This window comes from Pedobacter psychrotolerans (assembly GCF_004340665.1).
Taxonomy (GTDB): Bacteria; Bacteroidota; Bacteroidia; order Sphingobacteriales; family Sphingobacteriaceae; genus Pedobacter; species Pedobacter psychrotolerans.
The window spans coordinates 183,376-200,480 of sequence record NZ_SLWO01000006.1; the positions used below are offsets into that span (position 1 = coordinate 183,376).

The following is a 17,105-nucleotide window of genomic DNA, read 5'->3' on the forward strand; positions in this document are numbered from 1 at the left end:
CTGGAATCAAGATTTTATTGCTTAATTATTTAAATCTGCAATACGAATGGTAATAAAATTGAGTTTACCGCTAATCGTCCTCGTTTATAACGAGGATGAGTGAGAATGGCGATTTTATCGCCCGTTTATTTAAATCCAGCAACATGATGGTAACATCATTAACTTATTAAAGTTCCTTTAGCACCTGGCCATCCTTCTTTATTTTGCCTGAATTCACATTCACATCCAATACCCGGAGCAGTTCTTTTTTCATTTCTTCCGTTACCCTGCTAAAGCCAAACAATCTGGCAATTAAAACTGTAGCAACTTCTGGTTGAATGGCAATTGATTCGCTCACAATTTTTGTAACTGCCAAAGTCATTTCTTCGGGAGATATGTAAGCTAGTTTCTTACTGCTACTATTTAAACCTGCTCTGTTTCGAATGATTGGATTCTCCATTTTAGGATGCCATAGAAAATCGTCTTTTTTAACAATTAAATTACTGGTAATAGCATAATTAACTGCTGCATCTAAAGTATATCGAATTCTGGAACCAATTTTGGAAATACCTGCGGCTTCAGCAATTCTCCTGGCCACTTCTTCGGAATGTACCGGACTTTCTTTCTCCACAATTTCTGCAATCCAATTTCCTAATTTACCAAAAGGAATCAGGTGAAGATCCTCAATTTGCTGGTCTATGATCAATTTAGCTGATTCATATAATGGAATAGTCGTATCTATTTCTATGGGCTCTTCTCTGACAAGGGTATTGAGTTCTGCATGAATTTCTTCTTCTACCTGATCATCCAGGGAGGTTTGTGTTTTCACCGCGGCGATATAATCCAAAAGGCGCTGAAATTCTTTTTCAGGATTACGGTACCATTCTGTACTCCAGAGTTGGAACATCTTCCAGCCAATACCCTGCAAAACCTGCTTCCTTAAGCGATCACGATCACGTGCCGATTTCGATTTTCCATATGATTCTCCATCACAGTCGATTCCAATAAGGTATCTACCCGGATGCTCTGGATCAACAACAGCCAGATCCAGATAAAAACCTTCTGAACCTACCTTATTTCTAACTGTGTAACCTACTTCAGTTAACCTGTCTGCAACCATTTGTTCAAAAGGGCGTTCAGTCATCACAGGTATATCCTGGCTTACACTAAATTTTCCATGTTGGGCAAAATAAAGGAAGTTTTTCAAAGCCCGGATTCCAAATTTTGTAGTTGCAGCAGCTTTAATGTCATCAGCAGTAATATTTGCAAATACTTCACATCTGTATTTTGCCCTTGTGATGAGCACGTTTAAACGCCGCTCGCCACCTTCATTATTCAGTGGTCCAAAGTTCATGGGTACGGTTCCATCTTCAATCCGTCCGTAACCAATACTAATGAAGATAACATCCCGCTCATCACCTTGTACATTCTCCAGGTTTTTTACAAAAAACGGTTCATCGCTGTGGTTTCTGAAAAAACTCTCTACTTCAGGATTTTTTCTGCGTTTTATTTCGAGCGCATTTTGAATGGCCTGCATTTGTGAGGTACTGAAAGCAATTACACCAAGACTTTGCTTAGGATTTTGTAAAGCATGCTGAATAACTGCATCAGCTAAAGTCTCTGCTTCCTTAGGGTTACTTCTGGTTTTTCCACGTTCATAAACGGCATCCGGCAGGTGATGAAATGCTAAACCCATTTGATATTTAGATCCGGGACTCGGGAATACCACTAACTTGTTTTCGTAGAATTCATGATTGGAAAGACTGATCAAAGACTCATGGCGACTTCTGTAGTGCCAGCGTAACATCCGCTGTGGCGCACCCTGACTATCGGTCATGCCCAAAATACTCTGCATATCTGCCGTTACATTATCCTCATCTTCGGTTTCCGTATTTAGTTTATCAAAGAAACTGGTTGGCGGCAACTGCTTGGTATCTCCAACCACAACCAATTGTTTCCCTCTTAGCACGGCTCCCAATGCTTCAACGGGACGTACCTGACTGGCTTCATCAAATATGACCAGGTCAAATTCAATTTCCCCGGGAGGAAGAAAACTCGCTATTGACATTGGGCTCATCATAAATACAGGCTTAATGGCTTGAATGGCAAGTCCTGCTTCCTGCATCAACTTCCGAATAGGCAAATGCCTGGCTTTACGGTTAAATTCTGTTCGTAACACACTCATTTGTCCGCCACCTTCTTGCTTGGGCAAAGATTCATAATGTTTCAAGGCTACACGTGCCCTATTGTAAACGAGATTAAGCACATCCAATGACCTGAATTTTTCTATGGTATCCTCATGACTTGTCCGTTCAAAACCTCGTAAAGGTGGTCGTTCAGTCATGACTTGCGTGATGAGGTGTTCATACCACGTTTTTTGCAATGCAACTTTTAAATGGGTAGCGGCATGCTCCCATTGAGTGGCAAAATTTGTTAATGAACTAAAACCTTCTTTTTCAGCAGCTTCTGTAAGGTTATTCCATTGGATGGCATGATGAATTTCTACAAAACGATCAGACCAGAGCTGCAACAAAGCAATCTGAGCATTAAAATTTAGGAACTTCAGTTTTTTATCTTCTGTAACCAGCATATGATCAAAGTCGAGCTTAGTTAAAAGAAGCTCAAAGCTATCTGTTTGATTAGCAACGGCTGCTCTAAGTTTTTCAACCCAATCAGAAGCGAGACCTGAATGATCATTCCTGCTTAATACCTCTAAAACCGTAGCCGGATAAACCTTATTGGATATATCTATATGAGCTTTGGAAAGAAACTTCAAAATCTGATTCAACTCCTGCCAACGGGTTTTCATTTTTTGCCAGCGGGTACCGAATAATCGTTGTGCTAATGCCTCATATTCAGTCAGTGCAACACTTAATCTATTGGCTTCTAAAATATCATCAGTATATTGAATCTTCCCTTCCAGGTTATCAGGCAATGGAATTTTTGAAAAAGAGGCCAACTCTTTTACACTTCTTTTGTAATCGCCAATGATAAATTTATACCATTTTTGACCATGAGCTAATAAATTTTGACGAATCTGTAGTACATTTTGATTCCATGCTTCTGGCAACAAAACTTCTTCGTAAGAATGCTTAAGCGTGGCAAGCCTTTCTCCGGTTTCCAGTAGATCACGAATGTCTTCATAATTCGTCGCCCACGCAGGATCATGAATGGCAATTTCTCTTAAATCAGGGCTATCTGCAACCAATTTTGCAGTAGCGATTAATTTTTCAATTGCTGCAGCATTAATAGGTTCAGCCATCAACAACCATTTGGCAGCATCTTTAGAGGTGTTTTCTAATATTACAGTAGCATTTAAAGCATTGCTAATTAAAACCTGATAGCCTTCCTGTTCATGGGTTAGCAAAACTTTTAATCTGGTACCATAAAATATCAGGTGTGCCGGCACGCCAATTTCCTTTAGCCGGGCTTCAATTTCCTCTGCTCTTTTTTCCGCACGACTCATACGGATCATATCCCAATCACTAATATCGGTTATGGGCACATTTAGTAGTTTGACATCTGCATATTGATCTGCTATTTGCGAGAGGTAGCCAATTACTTTTTGGGCCGATACTCCGCTTCGTCCAATTTCCCTGTTAATTGAATTGCAATAACCATTTAATTTCCCACGATAAGCATCCAATTCTACCAGTTCATTCTGAAGATGCGTTAAGGCAGGTTTACCCAGTTCAAGAATGCGTTTTAATTCTGCATGCAACTCCTTTTTATTGGATTTATGACTGTGAAGTTCTAAACAAGCCTCGCCAAGATGAATGGCATCAAGGCGACGTTTCACCACTTCAAGTGCCGCCATTTTTTCCGCAACAAACAATACCTTTTTACCCTGTCCTACTGCATTGGCAATCAGGTTGGTGATGGTTTGCGACTTACCTGTTCCGGGAGGTCCCTGAATAACAAGATTTCTACCTTCATGAACAGCCAACATGGCAAGTACCTGTGAGCTATCAGCATCTACTACCTGGAAAAGTTCATGGGCATTGGTCTCCTTGTCTAAATTATGATCGTCATTTGCTGTAGGTTCAGCATCTGTAAAACCACCACCAAATAAAGAATGGAGAATAGCGTGATTTTCAGGTTTATCGTCTTCCGGCCACTTATTACTATCCAGGTCATGATAAATCATAAATTTACCGAAGGAGAAAAAACCAAGCTCAATAGCATCAGGCTCAATGCGCCATAATGAATGGTGTTTTACCCGGGTCACCATATCATCCAGATAAGCCTGAAGATCAAAATCTTCAATATCTCCTAAATCAGGGATGGTGATGTTAAAATCGGCCATCATTTTGGCTTGTAAAGAAAGATTTGCCCCAATCTCTCCACCACTATATTTTAACCTGAAACGTTCGCTGGCACTTGACCTTTCTAACGATACCGGAATTAAGATAATGGGCGCCTGACGAGGCTCAGTTGTATTTCCCTGCTCATACCAATTTAACATGCCCAGTGATAAATACAAAATATTTACACCCTGCTCTTCGATACTGGTGCGGGCAAAATAATATGTATTCAGAATTTTTGTTTGTAGTTTTTGTTCTGTTTCACTGGTTTGGAGGCGCGTATCATTATAGGAATTTTCCAGTTCTTCTTTGGTAAGTGCCGGCCATTCTATTGCATCATCATCATCCTTTCCCGGTCGGCTTAAAAAGGTCATGGCTTTATTTTGCCTCACCATCATATCAAAAATTGAGGTAGACTTTTCCTGGATCACATGTATACCTCTGGCTTTTGGTACTTTATAATTCAGGAGCGTATTACGCATACCTAAATCCAATAATTCTTTTCTTGATGCTTCTAATTTGGGAAGGATAGATTCCTGCATGTTTTTTTCTTATATGTAGATCATTCTAATATCTCCAAATATTTTGGATATACCAATAAAATTATATCTGGGTGTTCAATTGAAATAGTTGTCTCATTGATGCCGTAATGCTAAATTATAACTAAAATCTCCATATCAATTTATAACCAGATAAGGATAGATCTATCTTTTTTGTTACGCTTAATGCCTTTAAATCAAATTAATGACAATTATCAATAGCTTTCAGAGTTAAATTCTTCAAAACGCTATGATTTTGGTTTGTAAATGCTGATTTAAAATTTGAATATTGGTAATATTGTAATAGGCAGTTCAGCCTGAAAGATTAATGATGACAATCTTTCCCTTTCGGATGAAAGTAACTAATGAGTAAAAAACAAATCCTTTCTGGCTAATCAACCGGAAAGGATTTTTTTATTTTCCTATTTCTTGATTAATATTTTCCATTCTAATTTAGCCTAAGTTCAAATCATTTATACTCATTAAGTATCCGATTATCATTTACTTGGCTCATGTAAAATCTGAAAGTTTAGCAGTTTTTCCTGAAAAACTTTCAGCAAAAATGAAATTTTTTCAGTCGCTTAGGATTTTAATCACCAGAAAACTACATTGGCACAGCACTTGATTAACCCTTCATGTGTGCTTGCAGGAATGCACAACACAAATTAATTGATTTATAGTCCATTTATTATTAAAACATTAAAAGGAGGAAAAACTATGACATTGGTTAAATTTAATCCAGAAAAAAAGAACAATGTATTACTGCCAGGCTTTAATGACATGTTCGAATCAGTTTTGGAAGACACATTCTTTTCAGGACGCAGGATCAACAACGTTCCATCTGTAAACATTGCAGATGCTCCTGATGCCTACCAGATTGAATTGGCTGCACCAGGACTTAAAAAAGAAGATTTTAAGGTAAGCGTAGAAAGGGATATGTTAACCATCTCCACTGAAAAAAGCGCCGAGAGTGAACGTAATGAAAAATCCTACACCAGAAAGGAATTTAGTTATTCTGCTTTCACCAGAGCTTTTACATTACCTGATAGTGCTGATGTAGAAAGAATTCAGGCCAATTATGCGGATGGGATTTTGAAACTCACCCTTCCGAAAAAAGAAGAAGCTAAAGCAGTTTCAAGACAAATAGAAATTCAGTAATTAAAAAATGCCGCGAAAGCGGCATTTTTTTTTAAAGGTATATCTTAAAGCTTAACCTTGCATAAAGGATCAACTGATCTTGTAAATGAACTTCCTGATATAATTTCTGAAAGTGGTATTTTTTAGAAAATAATTAAAGCTCAAAATAGCCACAATTGCACACAGCACCCCTCCTATTACATCCAACACATAATGATGACTATTATATACGGCTGCAAACCAGATGCCTAAAACTAGAATTGCAAAAAACAGGTTTATGATTCCCATTCTATTCTTCAAAGCATAATAAAGCACAATTAAAGGATAGGACGAATGTAGAGATGGCATAGCAGCAAAAACATTTGAGCCTTTGCTGTATATTCCTTGAAAAAGATGGATATTAAAGAAATGATCAAAGTGTGAAAGGCCACCAGTATTACCAACAGTATTATAAATAAACTGAAAGCCATGCGCTTGTACGTACCAGGGTGGAGCAGCGGGAAAACAATAATAAACCGTAAAGCCCAGCAAATTAACCCACAAAAAGGTAAGCGAGAAATAAACAAACTGTTCCCTTTTCTTAAAAAAAAGATAAGTAGCAAAAGCCAAAGGCACCGGTACCCACATCAAATAAAAAAAACCGGTGAGCACATCCAAAAAAGCATTGGTATTTAGTTTCCAGTATTCATTCGGCGTAAGTAGTTGTCCATTAAAGGAAATTCCAAAAAGTTTCTTTTCCAGATGATATAAATCCTCAATATGAACAGGTGTGAAAATGTAATTCGGAAAGGCTTTCATGTAATCGAAAATAATCCAATACACAATGAAAATAGAAAAGCCAAGAATGAACTTTCTTGTTCCGGTGGAAATATAAAAAAGTGAATTAAAAATAAATATCAAGATCAGCTGATCTACTTTAAAACCCACCAATATCACCGATAGTAAAAGGTAAGCCAGAGAAATCAGTAAGGTGGTATAAATTGTTTTAAGCCCAAAAAATGCATTATTCTGGGAAATGTCATCCTGCATGTTATTTTTTATCAAAGTTGGATTGGAAAATCTTATCCCAAAATGTCCAGCTTACACCGTAGCCTTTGGTTGCATCTGAATAATGATGTAACATATGGTGGTGCTTAAGGCGTTTCCAGAAACTATTTTTAAAGTTGGCATGATGCAAAGCATAATGAACCATGTCGTAGAACAGATATCCTAAAATAAATCCTGAGAAAAAAGGATAAACCATGGTATGAGGCAATAACCAGTCAAAAAGAAAGTAAAAACCCAGTGCCATTGGAATACTAGCCGAAGGTGGCATCACCAGGCGGTTCGCATCATTTGGATAATCATGATGAACGCCGTGAAAAATAAAGTGAATCTTTTTACCCCATTCGGCTTCTGGCTCAAAGTGAAATACAAACCGATGCAAAACATATTCGGTAATGGTCCAAATGGCTAAACCAAATAAAAACCAGCCGATAAAACTTAATACAGGCATTTCCACCTCCCAAATAGACTTATAAAACAGGTAAGCAATTACAGGAACATACACGATTAAAGGTACATAGTATTTTACCTTTGAGAGGCCTTCCAGAAGATCGCTCTTAAACATCCTGATGGATGCTGATGAATTCGAAACAAAATTCTTTTTCATAATTTTTAAACTTTAATTCGCTCTACTAATGCTTTCGAGGGATCGTTCGCATCTAAACCTTTAATTTCAACATATTTAACATTGGGTAACCAAAACGATCCACCCTCTATTCGGAGAAAAATTCTTTCAATTTGAACTTTCTTGTTATTTACTGTTACAAAAACGTGGTATTTTTTATCTACAGCTGATTTATTAAGGTACATCGGAAGATTTTTACGTGCGGCAAACCGAAGTTCAAACTGCCCTTTTCCCAGGTTTTTAGTCTGTATTCCGTAAGCAAATTTTCGTTGGATATAACCCAATTCCTTTTTCTCGCCCTGATCTCCATAACGAATCCAAAACACATTTACAGGATTTTGATGATTAACCTCACCATTACGGTCTACATTTAACTGGCAGATAATGGTATTGGTATTCGGATCACGCTGTAAGTAAAACAACTGATTGCTGATGTTCTTCGGCACAGGAAAATTAATTGGAGAAGGATCTTGCGCTTGCGCAGGTAAAGCACTCAGACCCATTAAGCCTATTGATAAGATAAAGCCAATAAACATTGCCGCTTTATTGCTAATTTTCTTTTCAGCCAGTTCCTGTGCTTCCAATCCTTTTTTGGCTTCCTGCAACCGCTTAACAGCTGTTATATTGGTCAAAAGTGCCATTATCGTAATGGGAATGGTAAAAACAGACATCGTTTCAAAAACATGAAAAGAAATACCCGGTACATAAATTTTATAATCGCCACCGATAAAATGTCCGGTAATGCCGCAGGCGATGGCAAAAACACCGATGGTTACCACACGTTCCGGGCGCTGCATTAAACCACCTTTACATTCTACCCCTAGTCCCTCAGCCCTGGCCCTGGTGTAACTTACCATCATTGAACCAATTAAAGCGATAAAGGCAAAAAGGGAGCTCAAAAAATAATGATGCGATACCAGGTAATAACAAATGCCCAGAAACATAATCATTTCACTATAACGATCCAACACCGAGTCATATAACGCACCAAACCTCGAGCTCATGTTTCCTAAACGGGCTACCTGACCATCAAGCATATCAAAAAGGCCTGCGAAAAGCACCAAGGCTCCTCCCCATCCAACGTATGACATGTCTCCACGATTTGATTTTTCGGCACCTAAAACAAAAATAACCGCTACACCAATATTCAGAATTAAACCAATAGTGGTAACTGCATTCGGAGTTAATCCTATTTTAATTAATCCCCTCACAAAGGGATTAATCACTTTATAAATGCCCAGTTGTAAACTGTCTCTTAAATTTGCTTTCATAACCAATTTTTAAAAATCGAATTTTACCCTTGCCCTGATTCCCCATTCCGATACCTCTGGATGATTAAGATAATTAAAACGCCTCACCAAATCAACCCTTAATAATTTAAAGATATTTCCTACCCCTACACTACCTTCCATATAAGGGTCATTTCCCAGGGCATAGGTACGTTTAGAACCATCTTCATAATCAGGCAAACGATATAAGCCTGAAGTTAAAGCCGGATTATTTTCATCACGTAAACCACCATATAATGCCTTAAATGAAACCACTTCCCTCAATTTTAATTTTTTTAGCAGTGGGATTTTATTAAAGAAAAAACCATTAAAATTGTGATCGATGTTAATGCTGACGTAATGATCGCTGACAAACTCCAGGAAGTTCATCAGGTTATATGAACTGAGTTGATAGGCATACGTTTGATTGGCTCTATGGATATCCAATAATGGGAAGGGAACCTTGCCGGCAATATAGCCGCCTTCAAAAGTAACGTCACTATAGCCCAGCTGAGATAGGTAAAATCTTTTATCAATGCTACCCATAATGTTGTGGTAATTGTATTCACCACCTAAAACACCTTTTAAACCAGCAGTATACTTTAGGTTAAACACCGGATATCGATCTGCAATAGGTGATCGGTAAATCTTTCCCTGGTAAAACTTTTCATTTGGCGCATAACGCAATTGAACCGATACTTCGCTGGTAGTCAGGCGATTTACAAACTGACTTGCATCATTCTGATAATACAGCCCTCCGGCAGGTGTCTGGCTCCATTTTTTTAAGCCTAAGGTATAGGAGAAATGGTTTTCATATTCTTTAACATAATCTACCCTATAAAAGTCGTTATAGAGCAACATGTCATTTACACCACGTTTAAATGATAAGAGAAAGTTATCTTCCTGTACAAATTGAAGTTCCTGCCCCGGAATTTTGGTATCTCTCTGGAAACTGGCCCTGATGTAATTTTGAGGAAACTCATAAATTGATTTATTGTTGATGGAGTACGTTGCTGAAAGGAAGAATTTCCATTTCTCATCTTTGAAACCATAGGCAGCATAATTTTCGAAATAATATCGTTTACTTAATTCAGGTGTGGTTCTTCCACCCAAGCGCAAGCGAAGTCCTTCTACGTTATTAAAGCTATAGAATGTGTTTACAGGTCCGATTTCATAAGGCCCAAGATTTTGGTAACCAGCAAAAAGCAAGGTAACAATTTTCATGGTTCGCTTAAAAGAAGGGAGGTTTTGAAGTGTATCAATATTCTTATAAATCTTTAACTGATTGGCAGAAATGGTATCCAATCTGTTCTGTTGCCAGTATGAATCATTCTTTTTAGCAGCATCAGCCAAAACCACTTTACTTTTTCCCTGAAAAACCGTGTCTGGCAATTTAGTATCAAACTGATAGTTTTTATAGGTTACGGTACGCTCACCGGTAAAACCAATGCCCTTACCTTTCCCCAGTCCAAAATCGGATAGCAAATTACTTTTAGATAGGTTATATTTTCCTAAGGCGTTGGGTTCAAAATTTAAATCGATTTTCATCGCCCTCACAAAATTGAGGTTGATATTTTTATTTACACCTAATGTTGCTCCTGTAACGGCATACTGACCATCATTGGTCACATAGATCTTTCCCTCAAATAACATGTCGCCTGTATTTCTAGGCGTAAAGGACAGTTCAATAATTTGAGGCTTTTGATTTTTCAGTGTATCCGTAATAAAAAACTTGTAAAAATTTGGGGCCCCATTTGCAATCGGACTTAAAAAGTCATTGCTCATCACAGAGATGTTATTTTGATAGATATCAATGTCCTGATACATTCGATCAAAGTAAGTTTTCATCCCCTTATTATCAATGTATCGGTTATCAAATTCAACCTGTTTTTGTGCTTTAACCACTGTTTTCGATTTCAGTGGGTCTTTACTTAAATACTGATCGGATAAGCTTTCCTGAATATATACGGGCAGTAAATTCTTACCACCAATTAAAGTAGAATCCTGTTCCTGAAATAAAAACTGGTAATTACGGAACATTTTCTTATTCTTAAACTTCTCAGAAACATTACTCACTGAAAACAGCATTTTCTCGTATTGCTGGTAAGCCACAGTTTGATAACTTTTAATTCTGTTTTCATCCTTATGCGCTATCACCTGGCGGATTAACTCTACCGCTGGATTATCTTTATTGCGATACCTCACTTTTTTCCCACCAACTACCATTACCTCATCAAGTGAATTGGCGCTGGGCGCTAAAACCACATTAAGCGTCTGACTGATTGAAGGTGTAATATTTTTGGTTAATATGTTGTAGCCTACGTAATTAAAACTTAGGGCAGATTGCGGTTGATTTGAACTGAGGGTATAATTTCCATTGAGATCAGTTTGTGTGCCGATTTTAGTATCCTTGAAAAATACAGATACATAAGGCAGGGTTTCTTTGGTGCTGGCATCGCGAACGGTACCGGAAACCACAGTGGATTGCGCAAAAATGTTTCCTATACACAATAGATTTAATATTGAGAATAAGAGAACTACGGATGGTATACTAAATTGACGTTTCATTTAACAGAGAAAATAAACTGTTTTTGCATGATATAATTATAGCTTATACCAACGATTATTGATACCAGCACTTTGGAGCGCATATAATTAAGGTGATAAAAATTGGTGAGCAGATAAACACCTGTGGTTACCAATGCTAAATTTCCAAGCCATACTAAAATGTATTTCAGTACCTGCCACTTTAGCGCTTTGGTATTTGCGTTAAAAACCCAATTTCTGTTAATGTAAAAATTGATCATTCCACCAACGATTGTTCCGGTGATACTTCCTGCCAAATACCACAAACCTAAAAGCTTTACTGCAGCCAGTGTAACTGCAAAATCTGCTAATGAAGCCATTAATGATGATGCCTGGGCTTTTAAATACCGAAGCATATCTTATATAATGTTGAAAATAATCACTAGTTGGAGAATTACATTTGCATAAACTCCTGCAAGCACATCATCAGCCATTACGCCTAAACCTCCAGGCAAATCTTCCATTTTACGGATATATAAAGGCTTTAGAATATCGAAAAAACGAAAAAGCACTAAACCTATAAGAATATATTCCCATCTTACCGGCACACAGAGTAAAGTAATGCACATTCCGGCTACTTCATCTATTACTACACGTTGATGATCTTTGCCCCAAATCTCTTCTACCACATCTGCACTTCTCACACCCTGAAGCGTGATCAGTATCGTAATCAGAATGGTATTGAGCCCTGGGTATTGATAACCAGCCTGAAAAAAGTACCAGCAAAGACAGGTTGCTATTGCAGCATATGTGCCTGCGCCCTTACCGATGTAGCCAATTCCCAGGCTGGTTGATATAATTTTATGGATTAACACTATGCGTTTTCTACAACTTCTTCTTCGTAATCCTGCCCTAAATGAGTGATCAAATCTTCACCCATGATGTAACGCAAGGTATTTTGAAGTTTCATCAACTGTTTGAAAATATCATTTTCTGCTGGTACACCAGGGATAGTTTGTGGTGATTTTAAATAGAACGATAACCATTCCTGAACGCCAGACATATTTGCTCTTTTTGCCAAATCGATAAACAAGGCTAAATCTAAAACAATAGGTGCAGCTAAGATAGAATCACGACATAAAAAATTAATCTTGATCTGCATTTTGTAACCTAACCAACCGAAAATATCGATATTATCCCAGCTCTCTTTGTTATCTCCGTGAGGCGGATAGTAGTTAATTCTGATTTTGTGGTACATATCACCATATAAATCCGGATTAATATCTGGTTTAAAAATATCTTCTAATACACCTAATTTAGAAACTTCCTTAGTTTTGAAGTTATCCGGATCATCCAGTACCAAACCATCGCGGTTACCTAAGATATTATCAGAGAACCAACCGTTTACACCTAATGAACGCGCTGCTAAACCAGGAGCCAATATGGTTTTCATTAAGGTTTGACCTGTTTTAAAATCTTTACCTGCAATAGGTGTATTGGTTTCTCTGGCCAATTCAATTAATGCCGGAATATCAACAGTTAAGTTAGGCGCTCCATTTGCGAAAGGAATACCGAGTTTTAACGCAGAATAAGCATAAATCATACTAGGTGCAATTAACGGATCATTGTCTATCAAACCTTGCTCAAAAGATGCCAGTGTTTCATGAACTGCAGATGGTTCAAAATAAATTTCAGTAGACCCACACCAAACCAAAACAATCCGGTCACAATTATTAGTGGCCTTAAAGTTTTTGATGTCTTCCATCACTTCCTGGGCCAGCTCATATCTCGTTGCAGCTTCTTTAACATATGTACCTGTTAAATTCTTCACATAGTTATGGTCAAAAGCTGCCCTCATTGGCTTAATGGCCTGTAATTCTTCACGTACATCACGTAAAAGGTTTGCATCTAAAACCCTTGCATTTAGTGCTGCTTCGTAAACATTATCCTCGTATACATCCCAACCACCGAAAACCAGGTTTTCCAGATTTGCTAAAGGCACAAAATCTTTAATTTTTGGTTCTTTCTTTTCTGTTCTTTTACCAATTCTAATGGTTCCCATTTGGGTTAAAGAACCAATTGGTTTAGACAAACCTTTTTTAATTGCAGCTACACCAGCAATCATTGTGGTAGCAACAGCGCCAAGTCCTGGCATTAATATTCCAAGCTTGCCATCAGCTGATTTTACATCTTCTTTCATTCTATTTTTATTTAAGCTTTTAATTTATAACCATTTATTGTCCTTGTACCATGCAATGGTTTCATTCAATCCACTTTCTAACTGGTAATCAGGCACAAAGTCAAGGTCTTTCTGTATTTGATCTATATTACAAGCCCAGTTCAGGGCTGTAATTTCGTTTATCTTATCTATATTTAGCGCTGGCACTTTGTTAAAAAAGCCTAAAGTTTTTTCTAAAGTCCAGGCCAGTCCTTTAATGACCGGCATCGGTATTTCCATTACGAATGGTTTTTTATTTAAAGCCTTCCTAACGTAAGCTGCAAGCGAAAACTTGCTGTACACCTGACCATCAGAAAGGTTATACGTTTTATTAATCACATCAGAAGCCAGTGCCTTAATCATCACTTTGGCTAAATCCGTTACGTAGATAAAACTTAGTTGCTGTTCCTGTTTACCTGCGTGAAGTTCAAAGCCTGCATTTATACCTTTGATGAGGATAAAAATATCTTTCTCACGTGGACCATAAACAGCGGTAGGCCTGAAGACGATTAATGGTAAACCTAAAATCTGACTTAAATAAGTCTCTGCAAGCGCTTTACTCCTACCATAATTGGTTACTGGTTTGCTGTAATTTTGATTATTGGTTAATGGTCCGCGGGCTGCCAGGCTACTTAAGAACACAAATTTTTCTATCTTATGTGTTGATAAGGATGCTGCTACAGCCAGGTTTCTGGTATAGGTGGCATTAATGTGAAAATATTCTTCACGGTTTTTAGCCTTTGTAGTGGCAGCTGCATGAATAATATAATGATATTGATGTTCATCGATATTCTGCCTTAACTGATATATTGATTCGAAATCCAGTTCTACGTAATTGATTTTAAGTCCCCGAAGATGTTCCACTACACTTGATTTCCGGACGTTAATGTATACTTCGAGATCATCAGCCAATGCTGCTTCGATTAAATGATAACCTACAAAACCTGTTGCTCCCGTAATCAATACTCGCTTTTTCATATCGCTTTTTCCAAAATTCTGTATTTGCGATATAGCTTTCCACCAATATCCTCAATAGGCTTGTTTATCAATTCATTATGATCAAGCGTCCAGCTGGCTTCAGCATATTTCATGTTTTTTGCAGCAAAGCTTTTAATAATGTGTCCGTATAAACAGGCTTCAATTCCCATTTTACGATAACCATCAACCACACCAAGTAATAAAATTCTGATGCCGTCTATTTTCTTTTTCCCGGTTAGGAGCTTAATTAAACCTGTAGGAAATAAGCGTCCACGTTTAATTTTTCTCAGGATCTGATTGATATCAGGAATGGCTAATGCAAATCCTATAATCTGACCATTTTGCTCTGCCATTACACAGAAATCAGGATCAAGAATCAACTTCAGGTCATTCGCGGTGTAATCAAATTCCTTATCGGTCATGGGAACAAAACCTAAATTTTTATCCCAGGCTTTATTATATACTTCACGCAAAGCCTCACGCTCGCTGTTGAAGTTCTTCATATTGATTTTACGAATGGTAATGTCATTACGTTTAAGGCGTTCCTCAATCTTATCAATTAAACCAACTGACCGATCATTGTAATTGCCTGTGGTATAGCGGTATGCCCGTAAATCTACATGTTTGGTAAAGCCAATCTGCTCTAAAAGCGTAAGGTAATAAGCTGCATTATAAGGCATCATTGCTACCGGAGGACCATCAAAACCTTCTATCAGTAATCCACAGGTTTCATTGGTAGAGAAATTGGTTGGTCCTAAAACTTTGGTTAGCCCCTTTTCCAGCAACCACTTTTCAGCAGCGCTAAATAATAAAGCTGCTATTTCCTGATCATTAATACAATCAAAAAAACCGAAAAAGCCATCTTTCCCACCATAAACTTTATTGTGATTGGTATTATTGATGGCTGCTATTCTACCTACTATTTGATCATTCTCATAAGCTAAAAATAGTTGAATTTGAGAATGTTCATAAAATGGATGTTTTCCAGGCGTAAGCAAATCACGCTGTGCAATAAACAATTCCGGAACATAGTTTACATCATTTGCATATAAATCATGTGGGAAATCTATAAAGGATGCCAGTTGCTTTTTGGTAGAAACTTCGATTACTTTTCTCATGATTTTACGCCATCTAATTCTACGTTAACGGCTTTGAAAGCTTCTAAAAGCTTTTCTATGGCTGTTTCAATCTGTTCAAAACTATGTGTTGCCATTAGCGAAAATCTGATTAGGGAAGAATCTGAAGGTACGGCAGGAGAAACCACCGGATTTACAAATACACCATTCTGCTGTAGAATATTGGTAATCATAAATGTTTTAGTGTTATCTCTGATATAAACCGGAATAATTGGGCTATTGCTATGACCAATATCAAAACCAGATTCTACCAATAATTTTTTAGCATAATTGGTGTTATCCCACAATTTATCAATCCGTTCAGGTTCAGATTCAATGATATCAAGCGCTGCAATTACACTGGCTACAGAAGCAGGCGGCATACTTGCGCTAAACATTAATGACCGGGCACGGTGCTTAATGTATTCAATGGTTTGTGCATCACCTGCAATAAATCCGCCTAATGAGGCTAATGATTTACTAAATGTCCCCATAATCAGGTCAACACTATCATTCAAATTAAAGTGAGATGCTGTACCAGAACCATTAAACCCGATAACGCCTAAACTATGCGCATCATCCATCATCACATTGGCTCCAAACTCATCTGCAATTTTCACCAGTTCCGGTAAGTTTACCAGATCACCTTCCATACTAAAAATGCCATCAGATACGATTAGTTTTGCCGCATCTTCAGGTAACCTGCTCAGTTTCCTACGCAGGTCATCCATATCATTGTGGGCATATTTTATCGTTCTTGAGAAAGAAAGCCTGCTGCCATCAATAATGGATGCGTGATCATATTCATCTAAAATGAGGTAATCATTACGGTCTAATAGACAGGAAATTACACCTAAATTAACCTGAAAACCAGTACTGAACAATACGGCAGCTTCTTTAGATACATATTCAGCTAGTTTATTCTCCAGCTGGATGTGAATGTCTAAAGATCCGTTAAGAAATCGAGAGCCTGCACATCCGGTTCCATATTTATCAATGGCGATTTTGGCCGCTTCTTTAATTTTAGGGTGATTGGTTAAACCCAGGTATGAATTTGAACCAAACATCAATACCTTTTTTCCGTCGATAATGACCTCTGTATCCTGTGCGGACTCTATAGATCTAAAGTATGGATACAACCCTTGTTCTTTAATCAGGGTCGCATCTTTAAATGCGTCGATTCTATCTTTTAATTTTTTGCGCATGTGTATATGGTAATGATTGCTTTGTTCACGTATTCTGGAAAACCTTTTCTAATAGATTGTACGAAGATGAATTCTGAATTTAACGTTCAGAAGAAGATCATCATTTCGAAACAATTTGATAACGCAATTTTAATCTAGATTAGCGCCTAAAAAAAGGTTGAAATGTG

At 37.6% G+C, this 17,105-nt stretch carries 12 protein-coding genes; 1 reads left to right on the top strand and 11 read right to left on the bottom strand.

Features of this window, described 5'->3' with window-relative positions:
- Positions 1-166: 166 nt before the first annotated feature.
- Positions 167-4,825, bottom strand: a complete 4,659-nt coding sequence (locus tag EV200_RS16145) for a DUF3320 domain-containing protein (RefSeq protein WP_132534481.1) — start codon at positions 4,823-4,825, stop codon at positions 167-169.
- 714 nt (positions 4,826-5,539) lie between these two features.
- Here EV200_RS16145 and EV200_RS16150 point away from each other — a divergent pair.
- Positions 5,540-5,980, top strand: coding sequence for an Hsp20/alpha crystallin family protein (locus EV200_RS16150; protein ID WP_132534483.1), 441 nt, complete (start codon positions 5,540-5,542; stop codon positions 5,978-5,980).
- Between the two features lie 69 nt (positions 5,981-6,049).
- Here the strand turns inward: EV200_RS16150 and EV200_RS16155 are convergent, their stop codons facing one another.
- Genes EV200_RS16155 through spt form a run of 10 tightly spaced genes read right to left on the bottom strand, consistent with a single transcriptional unit; the run spans position 6,050 to position 16,938 of the window.
- Positions 6,050-7,003, bottom strand: a complete 954-nt coding sequence (locus EV200_RS16155; RefSeq protein WP_229676855.1) for a phosphatase PAP2 family protein — start codon at positions 7,001-7,003, stop codon at positions 6,050-6,052.
- Positions 6,990-7,610 (bottom strand): sterol desaturase family protein, encoded by a 621-nt coding sequence (locus tag EV200_RS16160; RefSeq protein WP_132534485.1) that lies wholly within the window; start codon positions 7,608-7,610, stop codon positions 6,990-6,992. Before EV200_RS16160 ends, EV200_RS16155 begins: the two co-directional genes overlap by 14 nt.
- 5 nt (positions 7,611-7,615) lie before the next feature.
- Positions 7,616-8,899 carry a DUF4833 domain-containing protein gene (locus tag EV200_RS16165; RefSeq protein ID WP_132534487.1) on the bottom strand — a complete coding sequence of 428 codons (1,284 nt, stop codon included), beginning with the start codon at positions 8,897-8,899 and terminating at the stop codon, positions 7,616-7,618.
- Positions 8,900-8,908: 9 nt separating this feature from the next.
- Positions 8,909-11,464 carry a DUF5686 and carboxypeptidase-like regulatory domain-containing protein gene (locus tag EV200_RS16170; RefSeq protein WP_132534489.1) on the bottom strand — a complete coding sequence of 852 codons (2,556 nt, stop codon included), beginning with the start codon at positions 11,462-11,464 and terminating at the stop codon, positions 8,909-8,911.
- The gene (locus tag EV200_RS16175) at positions 11,461-11,838 is read right to left on the bottom strand and encodes a GtrA family protein (RefSeq protein ID WP_132534492.1); all 378 of its coding nucleotides are present in this window, start codon (positions 11,836-11,838) and stop codon (positions 11,461-11,463) included. The genes EV200_RS16170 and EV200_RS16175 overlap by 4 nt, the downstream gene beginning before the upstream one ends.
- 3 nt (positions 11,839-11,841) lie before the next feature.
- Positions 11,842-12,297, bottom strand: a complete 456-nt coding sequence (locus EV200_RS16180; protein ID WP_229676856.1) for a phosphatidylglycerophosphatase A family protein — start codon at positions 12,295-12,297, stop codon at positions 11,842-11,844.
- Positions 12,297-13,622 carry an inositol-3-phosphate synthase gene (locus tag EV200_RS16185; protein WP_132534496.1) on the bottom strand — a complete coding sequence of 442 codons (1,326 nt, stop codon included), beginning with the start codon at positions 13,620-13,622 and terminating at the stop codon, positions 12,297-12,299. Before EV200_RS16185 ends, EV200_RS16180 begins: the two co-directional genes overlap by 1 nt.
- A 24-nt stretch (positions 13,623-13,646) precedes the next feature.
- The gene (locus tag EV200_RS16190; RefSeq protein WP_132534498.1) at positions 13,647-14,618 is read right to left on the bottom strand and encodes an NAD-dependent epimerase/dehydratase family protein; all 972 of its coding nucleotides are present in this window, start codon (positions 14,616-14,618) and stop codon (positions 13,647-13,649) included.
- A complete protein-coding gene (locus tag EV200_RS16195) occupies positions 14,615-15,736 on the bottom strand; it encodes a hypothetical protein (RefSeq protein WP_132534500.1) in 1,122 nt (373 codons plus the stop codon). The genes EV200_RS16190 and EV200_RS16195 overlap by 4 nt, the downstream gene beginning before the upstream one ends.
- A complete protein-coding gene (gene spt / locus EV200_RS16200) occupies positions 15,733-16,938 on the bottom strand; it encodes a serine palmitoyltransferase (protein WP_132534502.1) in 1,206 nt (401 codons plus the stop codon). The genes EV200_RS16195 and spt overlap by 4 nt, the downstream gene beginning before the upstream one ends.
- Positions 16,939-17,105 lie beyond the last annotated feature (167 nt).